At 71.2% G+C, this 14,081-nt stretch carries 9 protein-coding genes; 7 read left to right on the top strand and 2 right to left on the bottom strand.

What is annotated here, in order from left to right:
* Window positions 1-54: 54 nt before the first annotated feature.
* From ABB07_RS11710 to serA, 5 genes are all read left to right on the top strand, one after another.
* A complete protein-coding gene (locus ABB07_RS11710) occupies window positions 55-3,081 on the top strand; it encodes an EAL domain-containing protein (RefSeq protein WP_244189330.1) in 3,027 nt (1,008 codons plus the stop codon).
* 373 nt (window positions 3,082-3,454) lie between these two features.
* Window positions 3,455-5,302, top strand: a complete 1,848-nt coding sequence (locus tag ABB07_RS11705; protein WP_208898662.1) for an acetolactate synthase large subunit — start codon at window positions 3,455-3,457, stop codon at window positions 5,300-5,302.
* A 22-nt stretch (window positions 5,303-5,324) separates the two neighbouring features.
* Window positions 5,325-5,849: an acetolactate synthase small subunit gene (ilvN, locus tag ABB07_RS11700; RefSeq protein ID WP_055708145.1), complete on the top strand. Its 525-nt coding sequence runs from the start codon at window positions 5,325-5,327 to the stop codon at window positions 5,847-5,849.
* A gap of 191 nt (window positions 5,850-6,040) precedes the next feature.
* On the top strand, window positions 6,041-7,039 hold the full coding sequence (gene ilvC, locus ABB07_RS11695; protein ID WP_208898661.1) for a ketol-acid reductoisomerase: 999 nt from the start codon (window positions 6,041-6,043) through the stop codon (window positions 7,037-7,039).
* Between the two features lie 247 nt (window positions 7,040-7,286).
* On the top strand, window positions 7,287-8,876 hold the full coding sequence (gene serA / locus ABB07_RS11690) for a phosphoglycerate dehydrogenase (protein WP_208898660.1): 1,590 nt from the start codon (window positions 7,287-7,289) through the stop codon (window positions 8,874-8,876).
* Between the two features lie 64 nt (window positions 8,877-8,940).
* Here serA and ABB07_RS11685 read toward each other — a convergent pair whose 3' ends face one another.
* Complete coding sequence (locus tag ABB07_RS11685) at window positions 8,941-10,461, bottom strand: MFS transporter (RefSeq protein WP_208898659.1); 1,521 nt, start codon at window positions 10,459-10,461, stop codon at window positions 8,941-8,943.
* A 96-nt stretch (window positions 10,462-10,557) separates the two neighbouring features.
* Between ABB07_RS11685 and ABB07_RS11680 the strand changes: the two genes are divergently transcribed.
* Window positions 10,558-11,148, top strand: coding sequence for a TetR/AcrR family transcriptional regulator (locus tag ABB07_RS11680; protein WP_208898658.1), 591 nt, complete (start codon window positions 10,558-10,560; stop codon window positions 11,146-11,148).
* A gap of 314 nt (window positions 11,149-11,462) precedes the next feature.
* On the opposite strand, the gene ABB07_RS11675 is transcribed toward ABB07_RS11680, so the two are convergent.
* Window positions 11,463-12,941: a PucR family transcriptional regulator gene (locus ABB07_RS11675; protein WP_425264708.1), complete on the bottom strand. Its 1,479-nt coding sequence runs from the start codon at window positions 12,939-12,941 to the stop codon at window positions 11,463-11,465.
* A gap of 182 nt (window positions 12,942-13,123) precedes the next feature.
* Between ABB07_RS11675 and ABB07_RS11670 the strand changes: the two genes are divergently transcribed.
* Entirely contained in the window at window positions 13,124-14,050 is a 927-nt protein-coding gene (locus ABB07_RS11670) for a proline dehydrogenase family protein (protein ID WP_208898656.1), read from the top strand.
* Window positions 14,051-14,081: the final 31 nt, after the last annotated feature.

Here is a 14,081-nt window from a genome sequence, read left to right as displayed (position 1 = left end):
CCCAGCGCACCGGGACCGTCGGGACCCGGGAGCGGCGCGGACCGGGAGGCCCCGGTGAGCGCGCCGCCCTCGGTGACGACCGCCCTCGACGCGGCGGTGCGTGCCCCGCACCCGCAGCAGCTGCCGCCGCCCTGCCGGCCGGCCGCCGGTGATGGCAGGCGCACGAGGGAGCAACTCGTTCTCGCCCTGGTCTGCGCGGCCTACGCCGTCGGGGCCGCGTTCGACTGGGGCACGGACGAACTGGCGCTGGTCATGGGCGACTTCGGGCTGGCCGCCGCGGCCGGCACCGCCGCCGTCTCGTGCTTCCTGTACGCCCGCGGTCCGCGCGTCCGCTTCCGCTCGGCCTGGATGCTGTTCGCCCTCTCCTCGGCGATGGCGGCCCTCGGCAACGCGGTCTGGGGATGGTACGAGGTCGTGCTCGGCCGGCCCGTGCCCAGCCCCTCCTACGCGGACCTGTTCTTCCTGTGCTTCGCGCCCCCCGCCATCGTGGGCCTGCTGGTGCTCGCCAAGCGGCCGGTGACCAAGGCCGGCTGGATCTGCCTGGCGCTGGACGCCTGGCTCATCGGCGGCTCGCTGCTCACCCTGTCCTGGAGCCTGGCGCTCGCCCAGGCGGCCCGCTTCGACGGACCGAGCGTGGCGCACACCGCGCTGTCGCTGGCGTACCCGCTGCTCGACATCGCGCTGGTCAGCATGGTGCTCGCGCTGCACTTCCGGCGTACGCCGGGCAACCGCACCGCGGTGAACACGGCGATCGGGGCGCTCGCGCTGACCGTGATGTGCGACGCGCTGTTCACCTCGCCGCTGCTGCACAGCAGCTACCACTCCGGGCAGCTGCTGGACGCCGGCTGGTTCGCCGGTTCACTGCTGCTCGCCTACGCCCCCTGGGCCGCGCCCCGCCGCAAGGGCGCACCGGAGGCGCACGTACCGGACGGGCACACGCGCGTGGTCCACGAGCACGTGCCCGGACAGCGCGGCACGAGCCACCACCACGTGACCGTGCCCGCCCCGGGAGGTGATCACAGCCGGTATCCGGCCGGCCGGCCGCTCGCCGGCTCCCTCGCCGCCCTCACCCCGTACCTCGCCGCCGCCGTGTGCACCCTGGGCATCCTGTACAACGTCCTCAACGGGCGCCGACCCGACCATGTCGTGCTGATCACCGCGGGCGCCGTCGTGCTCGCGCTCGTCATCCGGCAGGGCATCATGCTGCTGGACAACATCACCCTGACCCAGGAACTCGCACAGAAGGAGAACCACTTCCGCTCCCTGGTGCAGGGCTCCAGCGACGTGATCATGATCGCCGCCCCCAACGGCGTCCTGCGGTACGTCTCCCCGGCCGCCGCCGGGGTCTACGGCCGTCCCGCCGAGGAACTGGTGGGCACGGAACTGGCCGCCCTCATCCACCCGGAGGACCTGGGCTGCGTGGTGCACGAGGTGCGCCGCTTCCTCGCCGCCAGTCCCCTGGAGGAACCCACCACCCGCATCGAGTGCCGCTTCCGGTCCGGCGACGGCGGCTGGCTCAACGTCGAGTCGACGGTCAACCGCCACCACGGCGGCCTGATCTTCAACAGCCGGGACGTCACCGAGCGCGTCCGGCTGCAGGCGCAGCTGCAGCACAACGCCGAGCACGACCCGCTGACCGACCTGCCCAACCGCGCCCTGTTCACCCGGCGCGTGCAGCAGGCCCTCTCCGGCCGCCGCGCCACCGACCGGGGCAGCGCCCTGCTCGGCACGGCCGTGCTCTTCATCGACCTGGACGGCTTCAAGGCCGTCAACGACACGATCGGGCACCAGGCCGGGGACGAACTGCTCGTCCAGGCCGCCCGCAGACTCCAGGACGCGGTCCGGCACGGGGACACCGCCTCCCGGCTGGGCGGCGACGAGTTCGCGGCCCTGATCGTCGGGGACGGCACCCGTGACCGTGCCGCCCGGGAGCGCAACATCCTGGAGCTCGCCGACCGCCTCAGGGTGACCCTCTCCCAGCCGTACGCCATCGACGGCAGCGACGTCCGGGTCAACGCCTCCATCGGCGTCGCCTTCGCCGAACCGGGCCTCGGCGCGGGTGAGTTGCTGCGCAACGCCGACCTCGCGGTGTACCGCGCGAAAGCGGCCGGAAAGGGCCGGGTCGAGCTGTACAAGCCGCAGATGCAGCAGGACGTCGTACGCAAGGCGGAGCTGGCCACCCGGCTGCGGGCCGCGCTGCACGACGGCGAGTTCGCCCTGCTGCACCAGCCGGTGGTGTGCCTGTCGACCGGCCGGATCACGGCGGTCTCCGCGCAGGCGCGCTGGCGCTCCTCCCAGGGGGTGCTGTTCACCCCCGCCGAGTTCCTGCGGGTGACCGAGGACGGCGACAAGACCGCCGAGCTGGAGCGCTGGATCCTGCAGGAGGCCGTCGAGCAGGCCGCCGAGCGGGCCGCGACCGGGACCGTCGTACCGGTGGCCGTCCGGATGAGCGCCCGGCGGCTGCTGGACCGCTCGACGCCGCTGGGCTCCGTGGAGGCGCTGCTGACCCGGCACGGGCTGCCGCCCGGCGCGCTGGTCCTGGAGCTGTCCGACACCGATCCGCGGCTCTCCCTGGACGAGCTGGAGCGGCGGCTGGCCGCGCTCGGCCGGCTCGGGGTGCGGATCGCGCTGGACGGCTTCGGCAGCGGATCCGCGGCCATCACCGCCCTGCGGAGGCTCCCCGTGGACATCCTGAAACTCGACCGCGGACTGGTCGAGGGCGTCGTGGAGTCCGCGCGGCTGCACAAGATCACCAGCGGTCTGCTGCGGATCGCCGGTGATCTCGGCCTGCAGTCCGTGGCCGAGGGCGTGGACCTGCCGGAGCAGGTCGTCGCGCTGCGTGCGATGGGCTGCACGCACGGGCAGGGCATGGCCTTCGCGGGCCCGCTGGACGAGTACCGGCTGCGCCGGGCGCTCGGATCCGGTCACTATCCGGTGCCGCACGCACCGGCCGAGCCGGCGTTCGCCGGGGCCGCGAGTGAACCGCAGGGGCGCGTCGGTGTCGAGGGCGCGAGCGCGCGGAGGCCCGAAGGGTTGAGCACGGTCGTGGTCTCGACACCGACTGGAGCGCCCCGGAGGTGAACGCGCCATGGAAAGGTGTGTGAGCGAGCCGAAGGGACGCTCCGGGGTGTACACAGGGGGTGTTACGGCTGTCTTCGGAGGCGGCAGTGCCCTTCGTTCACATTCTGAGACTCCCGTCCCACCCACTTGACACGTGGTGCGCGTCGGGGGGAGGGTCAGTGCCATGCGCACCCGAATTCTCGTACTTGGACAGCGCGTCGGCTGAGCTGGGACCCACCGGAGGACGATCCGGCAACCCCAGCGACCTCACCGGCGCGCTCCCCTCGCTTGCCCTACGGCACGAGGGGTTTTTTGTTGCACGAGTGCCGCTCGTGCAGCGCTTGAACTCCGCCCAAACCTCGCAAAAACCCTCAGCATCGAGAAGAGAATGCCGATGACCGAGCAGGCCACCGGGGCCCATCCGCAGCCGCGGCCCCGATCCGGAGGACAGCAGTCCGCCCCCGTCGAGCACGTCACGGGTGCGCAGTCCCTCATCCGCTCCCTCGAGGAGGTCGGCGCTGACACGGTATTCGGCATTCCCGGCGGCGCGATCCTGCCGGCGTACGACCCGCTGATGGACTCGACGCGGGTCCGTCACGTGCTGGTCCGCCACGAGCAGGGCGCCGGCCACGCGGCCACCGGCTACGCGCAGGCCACCGGCAAGGTCGGCGTCTGCATGGCCACCTCCGGCCCCGGAGCCACCAACCTCGTGACGCCGATCGCCGACGCCCACATGGACTCCGTCCCGCTGGTCGCGATCACCGGCCAGGTGGCGTCCTCGTCCATCGGCACGGACGCCTTCCAGGAGGCGGACATCGTCGGCATCACCATGCCGATCACCAAGCACAACTTCCTCGTCACCAAGGCCGAGGACATCCCGAGGGTCATCGCGCAGGCGTTCCACATCGCCGCGACCGGCCGCCCGGGCCCCGTCCTGGTCGACATCTCCAAGGACGCCCTCCAGGCGAAGACCACCTTCACCTGGCCGCCCACCATGGACCTGCCCGGCTACCGCCCGGTGACCAAGCCGCACGCCAAGCAGATCCGCGAGGCGGCCAAGCTGATCACCTCCGCCAAGCGGCCCGTCCTCTACGTCGGCGGCGGCGTCCTCAAGGCGCACGCCACCGCCGAGCTGAAGGTCCTCGCCGAACTCACCGGAGCGCCCGTCACCACCACCCTGATGGCGCTCGGCGCGTTCCCCGACAGCCACCCGCTGCACGTGGGAATGCCAGGCATGCACGGTGCGGTCACCGCCGTCACCGCGCTGCAGAAGGCCGACCTGATCGTCGCCCTCGGCGCCCGCTTCGACGACCGGGTCACCGGCAAGCTGGACAGCTTCGCCCCGTACGCCAAGATCGTCCACGCCGACATCGACCCGGCCGAGATCGGCAAGAACCGCGCCGCGGACGTGCCGATCGTCGGTGACGCCCGCGAGGTCATCGCCGACCTGGTCCAGGCGGTGCAGAAGGAGCACAGCGAGGGCCACAAGGGCGACTACACCGCCTGGTGGAGCGACCTCAACCGCTGGCGCGACACCTACCCGCTCGGCTACGACCAGCCCGAGGACGGCTCCCTGTCCCCGCAGGCGGTCATCGAGCGCGTCGGCCAACTTGCTCCCGAGGGCACGATCTTCGCCGCGGGCGTCGGCCAGCACCAGATGTGGGCCGCGCACTTCATCCAGTACGACAAGCCCGCCACCTGGCTGAACTCCGGCGGCGCCGGAACCATGGGCTACGCGGTCCCGGCCGCCATGGGCGCCAAGGCCGGGCAGCCGGACCGCACGGTCTGGGCGATCGACGGCGACGGCTGCTTCCAGATGACCAATCAGGAACTGACCACCTGCGCCCTGAACAACATCCCGATCAAGGTCGCCATCATCAACAACGGTGCCCTCGGCATGGTCCGCCAGTGGCAGACCCTGTTCTACAACCAGCGCTACTCCAACACCGTGCTGCACAGCGGCCCCGACGACATCAACCCGGAGGCCAAGGGCACGCGCGTGCCGGACTTCGTGAAGCTGTCCGAGGCGATGGGCTGCGTGGGCCTGCGCTGCGAGCGCCCGGAGGACCTGGACAAGGTCATCGAAGAGGCGAACTCCATCAACGACCGCCCGGTCGTCATCGACTTCATCGTCCACGAGGACGCGATGGTGTGGCCGATGGTCGCCGCCGGCACCTCCAACGACGAGATCATGGCCGCCCGGGACGTCCGCCCCGACTTCGGCGACAACGAAGACGACTGAGCGAGAGAGACGTAAAAAGACCATGTCCAAGCACACGCTCTCCGTCCTGGTGGAGAACACGCCGGGCATCCTGGCCCGGATCGCCGCCCTCTTCTCCCGCCGCGGCTTCAACATCGACTCGCTCGCGGTCGGCGTCACCGAGCACCCCGACATCTCCCGCATCACCATCGTGGTGGGTGTCGAGGACCTGCCGCTGGAGCAGGTGACCAAGCAGCTCAACAAGCTCGTCAACGTGCTGAAGATCGTCGAGCTGGAGCCCGGTCAGGCCGTGCAGCGCGAGCTCGTGCTGGTGAAGGTCCGCGCCGACAACGAGACCCGCTCCCAGATCGTGGAGATCGTCCAGCTGTTCCGCGCCAAGACCGTCGACGTCTCCCCGGAGGCCGTCACCATCGAGGCCACCGGATCCAGCGAGAAGCTGTCCGCCATGCTGAAGATGCTGGAGCCGTTCGGCATCAAGGAGCTGGTGCAGTCCGGCACGATCGCGATCGGTCGCGGCGCCCGTTCGATCACCGACCGCTCGCTGCGCGCGCTCGACCGATCCGCGTGAGGCTGAAGTACAGGCTGAAGTACAAGCCGAAGCACGAGCCGAAGCACAAGCCGGTGCACGAGCCGATGTACGGCTGAAACCGGGCGGTCGGCGACACGCCGTCCGCCCGGATGCCGAGACCCCGAGACTTCCCTTCCCCTCACCGGCATACGGTGGGACGCACAACCTGCACACCAAGGAGAGAACCCAAAGTGGCCGAGCTGTTCTACGACGCTGACGCCGACCTGTCCATCATCCAGGGCCGCAAGGTCGCGGTCATCGGCTACGGCAGCCAGGGCCACGCCCACGCGCTGTCGCTGCGTGACTCCGGTGTCGACGTCCGCGTCGGTCTGCACGAGGGCTCCAGGTCCAAGGCCAAGGCCGAGGAGCAGGGCCTGCGCGTGGTGACGCCGTCGGAGGCCGCCGCCGAGGCCGACGTCATCATGATCCTGGTGCCGGACCCGATCCAGGCCCAGGTCTACGAGGAGTCCATCGCCCCGAACCTGAAGGACGGCGACGCGCTGTTCTTCGGCCATGGCTTCAACATCCGCTTCGGCTTCATCAAGCCCCCGGCCGGCGTGGACGTCTGCATGGTCGCCCCGAAGGGCCCGGGCCACCTGGTGCGCCGTCAGTACGAGGAGGGCCGCGGCGTTCCCTGCATCGCCGCCGTCGAGCAGGACGCCTCCGGTAACGCCTTCGCGCTCGCCCTGTCCTACGCCAAGGGCATCGGCGGCACCCGCGCCGGCGTCATCAAGACGACCTTCACCGAGGAGACCGAGACCGACCTGTTCGGCGAGCAGGCCGTCCTCTGCGGTGGTACGGCCGCGCTGGTCAAGGCGGGCTTCGAGACCCTGACCGAGGCCGGCTACCAGCCGGAGATCGCCTACTTCGAGTGCCTGCACGAGCTGAAGCTGATCGTGGACCTCATGTACGAGGGCGGCCTGGAGAAGATGCGCTGGTCCATCTCCGAGACCGCCGAGTGGGGCGACTACGTCACCGGCCCGCGCATCATCACCGACGCCACCAAGGCCGAGATGAAGAAGGTCCTCGCCGAGATCCAGGACGGCTCCTTCGCGCGGCAGTGGATGGACGAGTACCACGGCGGCCTGAAGAAGTACAACGAGTACAAGCAGCAGGACTCCGAGCACCTGCTGGAGACCACCGGCAAGCAGCTGCGCAAGCTGATGAGCTGGGTGAACGAGGAGGCGTAAGCCTCATGTCGGGGGCCGGGGCGTACTGCTCCGGCCCCCGACGTCCATCCGGGGAAGCCTCCGTACAAAATGGAGTTGCCCGTCCGGGTGATCCTTCCGTGGAGGCGCATTCCAGCCGCCGCCACGCCACTAGACTGCTGCACAAACACGCGTCAGGCCCACAGCGTCGTGCGTCTCCGCGGCTAGCCCCCTCCACCGCCTGCGGCCGTCGGGACGGCCGTCCGCATTGGACTTGTGAGGACCTCACGTGAGCTCGAAACCCGTCGTACTCATCGCTGAAGAGCTGTCGCCCGCGACCGTGGACGCACTCGGCCCGGACTTCGAGATCCGGCACTGCAACGGAGCTGACCGAGCCGAACTGCTCCCCGCCATCGCCGACGTCGACGCGATCCTGATCCGCTCCGCCACCAAGGTCGACGCCGAGGCCATCGCCGCGGCGAAGAAGCTCAAGGTCGTCGCGCGCGCCGGCGTCGGCCTGGACAACGTCGACGTCTCCGCCGCCACCAAGGCCGGCGTGATGGTCGTGAACGCCCCGACCTCCAACATCGTGACCGCCGCCGAGCTGGCCTGCGGTCTCATCCTCGCCACCGCCCGCAACATCCCGCAGGCCAACGCCGCGCTGAAGAACGGCGAGTGGAAGCGCAGCAAGTACACGGGCGTCGAGCTGGCCGAGAAGACCCTCGGCGTCGTCGGCCTCGGCCGCATCGGCGCCCTGGTCGCCCAGCGCATGTCCGCCTTCGGCATGAAGGTCGTCGCCTACGACCCCTATGTGCAGCCCGCGCGGGCCGCGCAGATGGGCGTCAAGGTGCTGTCCCTGGACGAGCTGCTGGAGGTCTCCGACTTCATCACCGTCCACCTGCCCAAGACCCCCGAGACCCTCGGCCTCATCGGCGACGAGGCGCTGCGCAAGGTCAAGCCGAGCGTGCGCATCGTCAACGCCGCGCGCGGCGGCATCGTGGACGAGGCGGCGCTGTACTCGGCGCTGAAGGAGGGCCGCGTCGCCGGCGCCGGCCTCGACGTGTACGCCAAGGAGCCGTGCACCGACTCCCCGCTGTTCGAGCTGGACCAGGTCGTGTGCACCCCGCACCTGGGCGCCTCGACCGACGAGGCCCAGGAGAAGGCGGGCATCGCGGTCGCCAAGTCCGTCCGCCTCGCCCTCGCCGGTGAGCTGGTGCCGGACGCGGTCAACGTCCAGGGCGGTGTCATCGCCGAGGACGTCAAGCCCGGTCTGCCGCTCGCCGAGCGCCTCGGCCGTATCTTCACCGCGCTCGCCGGTGAGGTCGCGCACCGCCTCGACGTCGAGGTCTACGGCGAGATCACCCAGCACGACGTGAAGGTGCTGGAGCTGTCCGCCCTCAAGGGCGTCTTCGAGGACGTCGTCGACGAGACGGTGTCGTACGTCAACGCGCCGCTGTTCGCGCAGGAGCGTGGCGTCGAGGTCCGGCTGACCACCAGCTCCGAGTCGGCCGAGCACCGCAACGTCGTCACCGTGCGCGGCACGCTCGCGGGCGGCGAGGAGGTCTCGGTCTCCGGCACGCTGGCCGGCCCGAAGCACGTCCAGAAGATCGTCGCGGTCGGCGACTACGACGTCGACCTCGCCCTCGCCGACCACATGGTCGTCCTGCGCTACGAGGACCGCCCCGGTGTCGTCGGCACCGTCGGCCGCATCCTCGGCGAGGCGGGCCTCAACATCGCCGGTATGCAGGTCGCGCGTGCGGTCGCCGGCGGTGAGGCGCTGGCGGTGCTGACGGTCGACGACACGGTGGGCCCCGCCGTGCTGTCCGAGGTCGCCTCCGAGATCGGCGCGACGTCCGCCCGCTCGGTGAACCTCGCGTAACGACATCCCGGAACGCCGGGCGGGCTGACCTCGGTCAGCCCGCCCGGCGTTCTCGTGTGCCGCCTCAACCGTCGTCCCGCACCTCGATCCTCCGCAGCGTCACCGCCGCCCCCACCGCCGCCAGCGCCAGCAGCACCGCCCCGGCGATCGCCGCGCCCTGCATGCCGGTGGTGAAGGCCTCACGGGCCGTCGCGAGGAGGGACTCACCGGCCCGGCCGGGCAGGTGCGCGGCGGTGGCGAGGGCGTCGCCCAGGGTCTCGCGGGCCGCGGCCGGGGCGGTGGCCGGCATCTCGTGGCGGTAGAGCGCCGTACCGATCGAGCCGAGGACCGCCATGCCGAGCGCGCCGCCGAACTCGGCGCTGGTCTCCAGCAGGGAGGAGGCCGTGCCCGCCCGCTCCACCGGGGCGCCGCTCATGGCCAGGTCGGTCAGCTGGGACATGATCGCGACCAGCCCGCAGGCGAGGACGCCGGCTCCGGCCAGCGCCAGCCACAGCGAGTCGGTGCCGACGAGGGCGAGCATCGAGTAACCGGCCGCCATGGCCGCGAAGCCGCCGGCGACGACGTACCCGCGGTTGACGCCGCGCTGGACGAGCAGTGCGGTCACCGGCCCGGCGAACCCGATGAACACCGAGGGCAGCAGGCTCCACAGGGCCGCCGACAGCGGGCTCTTCCCGAGGACCGACTGCAGGTACTGCGTGGTGAAGATGGCCGAGCCCATCATGCCGAGGCTGCCGATGAGGTTCAGGACCAGCGCCGGGGCGAAGCCGTGGCCCTTCAGCAGGGCCGGCGGGATGAGCGGGGAGGCGCTGGTGCGCTGGCGGTGGACGAAGAGGGCCGCGAAGAGCAGGCCGACGGCGACGGAGACGACGTAGAGCGGGTGCCAGCCCTCGGAGGGGATCTCCTTCAGGCCGTAGATCACAGGGAGTACGGCGGCCATCGACAGCGGAACGCTCGGCCAGTCGAAGCGCCCCGGGGCCGGGTCCCTGGACTCCGGCAGCAGCACCGGGCCGAGGAGCAGGAGCAGCGCCATCGCGGGCAGGTTGACCAGGAAGACCGAGCCCCACCAGAAGTGCTCGACCAGGATGCCGCTCATCACCGAGCCGAGCGCGATACCGCCGGTCATGACGCCGGACCACAGACCGATCGCCTTCGCCCGCTGGGCGGGGTCGGTGAACATCGTGCGCAGCAGCGCCATCGTCGACGGCATCAGGGTCGCACCGCCGATGCCGAGGATCGCGCGGGCCGCGATCAGGGTCTCGGGGCTGTTCGCGTAGGCCGCGAGGAGCGAGGCGCCGCCGAAGGCCGCGGCGCCCGTCAGGAGGAGCCTGCGGCGGCCGATGCGGTCACCGAGGGAGCCCATCGTCATCAGCAGGCCGGCCAGCACGAAGCCGTAGACGTCGAAGATCCACAGCTGCTGGGTGCCGCTCGGGTGCAGGTCCGCGCTGATCGCGGGGGTCGCGAAGTACAGGACCGACACGTCCATCGAGACCAGCAGCAGCGGCAGCATCAGCACGCCGAGAGCGGTCCATTCGCGCCGTCCGGCACGGGTGGCCGGGGTTGTGGTGGTGCTCGTCGCGTTCGTCATGGCAGTGACTGTACGAGCGTCTTAAACGGTTGTCTAGAACGAATGTATAATTCACCTGTCTAGGACGCTCGTATGGATCGGCGGTAGGGTGGGGCCATGGGACACCGTGAGGATCTGCTCGAAGGCGCCAAGCGCTGCCTGATGGAGAAGGGGTTCCTGCGTACGACCGCGCGGGACATCGTCAAGGAGTCGGGGACCAACCTGGCGTCGATCGGCTACCACTACGGGTCGAAGGACGCGCTGCTCGTGCAGGCGTATGTGTCGCTGATCGAGGAGGTGGGCGAGAGCTTCGATCCCGCCATGGGCGGAAAGGTGACGCAGCCGCCGGGGTCGCTGGAACGCTTCCAGGAGGTGTGGACGAACGTCATCCGGGGCGTCCCCGAGGCGCGGGCGATCTGGCTGCTGAGCTACGAACTCATCGCCCAGGGAGACCGGCTCCCGGAAGTGCGCAAGCTGCTGGCCGAGGCGCAGCAGGAGGGCCGCTCCGGGCTCGTGTCCCTGTTCAGCGGCATTCCGGAGGCCGATCTCGACCCGGAGGCGGTGGACACCGAGGGTCGCCTCTACCAGACGCTCCTCAACGGCCTCATGGTCCAGTGGCTCTTCGACCCGGACTCGGCGACCAGGGCGGACCAGCTGACGGAGGGGCTGCGGCGGATCATCGCGGGGGCGAGCACGAGCACCCGGTGAAACGCCGAGCCGAGACCGCACCGGCCGGGAAGTGACTGCGGGGCCGCTCGCCGGGCCTGCAGAGGCAACACCGGGCCGGCCGAGGGGTGACGGGCAGTCTCACCCGCCTAGCCGGGGAGCAAGTGGATGACTTGGGCCGCGCTCGGGAGGGTGGCTCATGTCTTCCGATTACCGGCCGCTGAGTGGTCGCGTCAGTGGCCGATGAGGGGCTGGTGAGTGGTCGGGAGTGGCTGGGCTGGGGCTGGTGTGACTTGGGGGACTAGAGGGCGGCACGAGCCGCGCCGTACCGGAAGGCCCGTACGGGATCCGGTACTTCACAGGCGGGCCCGCTTCAGGGCCATGTGCAGCAGCAGGCGGTCCTCACCGTCGTCCAGGTCCAGGCCGGTCAGCTGCTCGACCCGGGAGAGGCGGTAGTAGAGGGTCTGCCGGTGGATGCCCAGCTCCGCGGCGGTGCGGCCGGCCTGGCCGGCGCAGTCGAGGTAGACCTCGGCGGTGCGGGCCAGTTCCCGGTGGGCGGGGGAGAGGAGGGGGCCGACCACGGGATCGTGCGCGGCCTGCGGGGGCAGCGTGGTCAGCAGCCGGTACGGTCCGATGCGCGCCCACTCCGCGACCGGCCCGAACCGCGGCTCGGCCAGCGCGGCGCGCGCGGCGGCGGCGGCCTCCTGCCAGACCGCGCCCAACTCGGCGAGGCCGGTACGGGGATCCCCGATCCCGGCGACGCACCCGGAGCCCACGGCGCCCCCGGCACCCCCTGAGCCCGCGGCGCCCCCTGAGCCCGCGGCGCCCCCAATGCCCACGGCACCCCCTGAGCCCCCGGCGCCCCCGGAGCCCCCGGCGCCCCCGGAGCCCCGGGCCACTCCGGACCCCCGGCCCGCTCCAGGGAATCCCGCCCCACTCGCCGCCCCCCTCGCCGCTCCACCCGTCGCCCCCGCCCCCCGCCCCGCGCTTCCCGGCGTTCCGTGAGCCGGGGTGCCGGGACCCGGTGCCGCCCGCCCCGGGGTGCCCCGTCCCGGCGCCCCCCGCGCGCCCTCCGCCTCCTTGAGCAGGCGTGCGGCCGCCGCCAGGGCCGGTGTGCGCACCTCCGGGGTCCGCAGTCGTACCAGCAGGGCCAGGCTCTGTTCCGACGCGTACCAGGGGAGCGTGCACAGGGCGACGGCGTGGGGGATCGTGCGGGTGGCGGGGGCGTCGTCCGGGTCGGCCGAGGGCCAGGGGGCGACGCAGACCAGGGTGAGCGGGCCGTCGGCGCGGGGGCCGAGGGCCGTGCGCAGTTCCGCCACCGCCATGTCCTGCTGCCAGCCGCGCTCGGCGGTGAGCACCGCCCGCAGCTCCCGGCTCAGCCCGGCCCCGGCCTCCGCCTCGTCCGCGAGCAGCGCGCCGATCCGGCCGGCCACCTCCATCGCGGCGGCCAGTTGCTCGTCCGTCGGCCCGGGATCGCCGTCCAGCAGCCAGACGTAACCGAGGACGACACCCCGGTGGCGTACCGGGAGGCAGATCCGGCCGCGGTAGACCCCGGCCTCGGGGCTCGGCGGGATCCGCACCGGGCCGGTCGCGCGGGTGATGCCGAAGCCCTCGAACCAGGCGCGCACGGTCGCGGTGGAGCGCCGGGTCAGGATCGAGCGAGTGCGGACCGGGTCCAGGGCGGAGGGATCGAGCTCGTCGTCGCTGTCGTACGCGCCGAAGGCGATCAGCTCGAAGTCGCGGTTCTCCAGGGTCGCCGGGACCCCGAGCAGCTCCGAGATCTCGTCCACCAGCTCCTGGTAGTCGCCCTTGAACGCCTTGAAATCCGCCGCCACTCGGGCATTCTCCCTCATTTTCCGGCGGCCTTCATACACCTGTCTGAGATCCAGTGCACGGATGCGTGACAGCTGTCGATGGCTCACGATCGGAGAGATCCTTAGGTTTCACGGTGGTTCTCCGTGCCGTACCCGAATCGTCGGGTGACGGCCGAATTGGTGCTTGTCTGTGGAGGTGCCCCGTGCTGGGTCCCGTGATTCTCGCCGCGTCGCGCAGCGACCGGATGCGACGCCTGATCTCGGCGGCCCCGGTGACCAAGCAGGTCGTCGACCGCTTCATCCCCGGCGAGACCGTCGACGACATCGTGCCGATCATCAAGGACCTGACCGCGAAGGGCCTGGAGCTGACGATGGACGTCGTCGGCGAGGACATCACCACCCCCGAGCAGGCCACCGCCGCCCGGGACGCCTACCTCGCGCTGATCGACCACCTCAAGGAGCTGCAGCTCGGCGAGAAGGTCGAGATGTCGGTCAAGCTGTCCATGTTCGGCCAAGCCCTCGACGGCGGGCACGAGCTGGCGCTCGCCAACGTCCGGCCGGTCGTCGAGGCCGCCGCCGCCATCGGCACGACCGTGACGCTGGACGCCGAGGACCACACCACCCTGGACTCGATGTTCGCCATCCACGAGGAGCTGCGGAAGGACTTCCCGCAGACCGGCTGCGTCATCCAGGCCTACCTCTTCCGCACCGAGGCCGACGCCCGCCGGCTCGCCGCCGCAGGCAGCCGGGTCCGCCTGGTCAAGGGCGCCTACAAGGAGCCCGCCGAGGTCGCCTACCAGCAGAAGCACGAGATCGACAAGGCCTACGTGCGGGTGCTGCGGATCCTGGTGGAGGGCGAGGGGTACCCGATGATCGGGTCCCACGACCCGCGCCTGATCGCCATCGCCCAGGAACTGGCCCACAAGGCCGGCCGCAAGCTCGACGAGTACGAGTTCCAGATGCTGTACGGCATCCGGGGCGACGAGCACCTGCGCCTGGCCGCCGAGGGCCACCGCATGCGCGTCTACACCGCCTACGGCACCGACTGGTACGGCTACTTCATGCGGAGGCTCGCGGAGAAGCCGGCCAACCTCCGGTTCTTCCTCCGCTCGATGGTCAGCAAGGGCTGAGCCCCCCCTGCGCCCCAACACCCGCTCAAGA

Source organism: Streptomyces incarnatus, assembly GCF_001027185.1.
In the GTDB taxonomy this organism is placed as follows: Bacteria; Actinomycetota; Actinomycetes; order Streptomycetales; family Streptomycetaceae; genus Streptomyces; species Streptomyces puniciscabiei.
Note: the sequence above shows the minus strand (reverse complement) of the source record. Positions and strands in the feature narration are given on the sequence as shown.

Excerpts from the sequence above, each read along its gene's own strand:
- ABB07_RS11705 (WP_208898662.1), top strand. The coding sequence starts at position 3,455 with ATGACCGAGCAGGCCACCGGGGCCCATCCGCAGCCGCGGCCCCGATCC.
- ABB07_RS11685 (WP_208898659.1), bottom strand. The coding sequence starts at position 10,461 with ATGACGAACGCGACGAGCACCACCACAACCCCGGCCACCCGTGCCGGA.
- ABB07_RS11680 (WP_208898658.1), top strand. The coding sequence starts at position 10,558 with ATGGGACACCGTGAGGATCTGCTCGAAGGCGCCAAGCGCTGCCTGATG.
- ilvN (WP_055708145.1), top strand. The coding sequence starts at position 5,325 with ATGTCCAAGCACACGCTCTCCGTCCTGGTGGAGAACACGCCGGGCATC.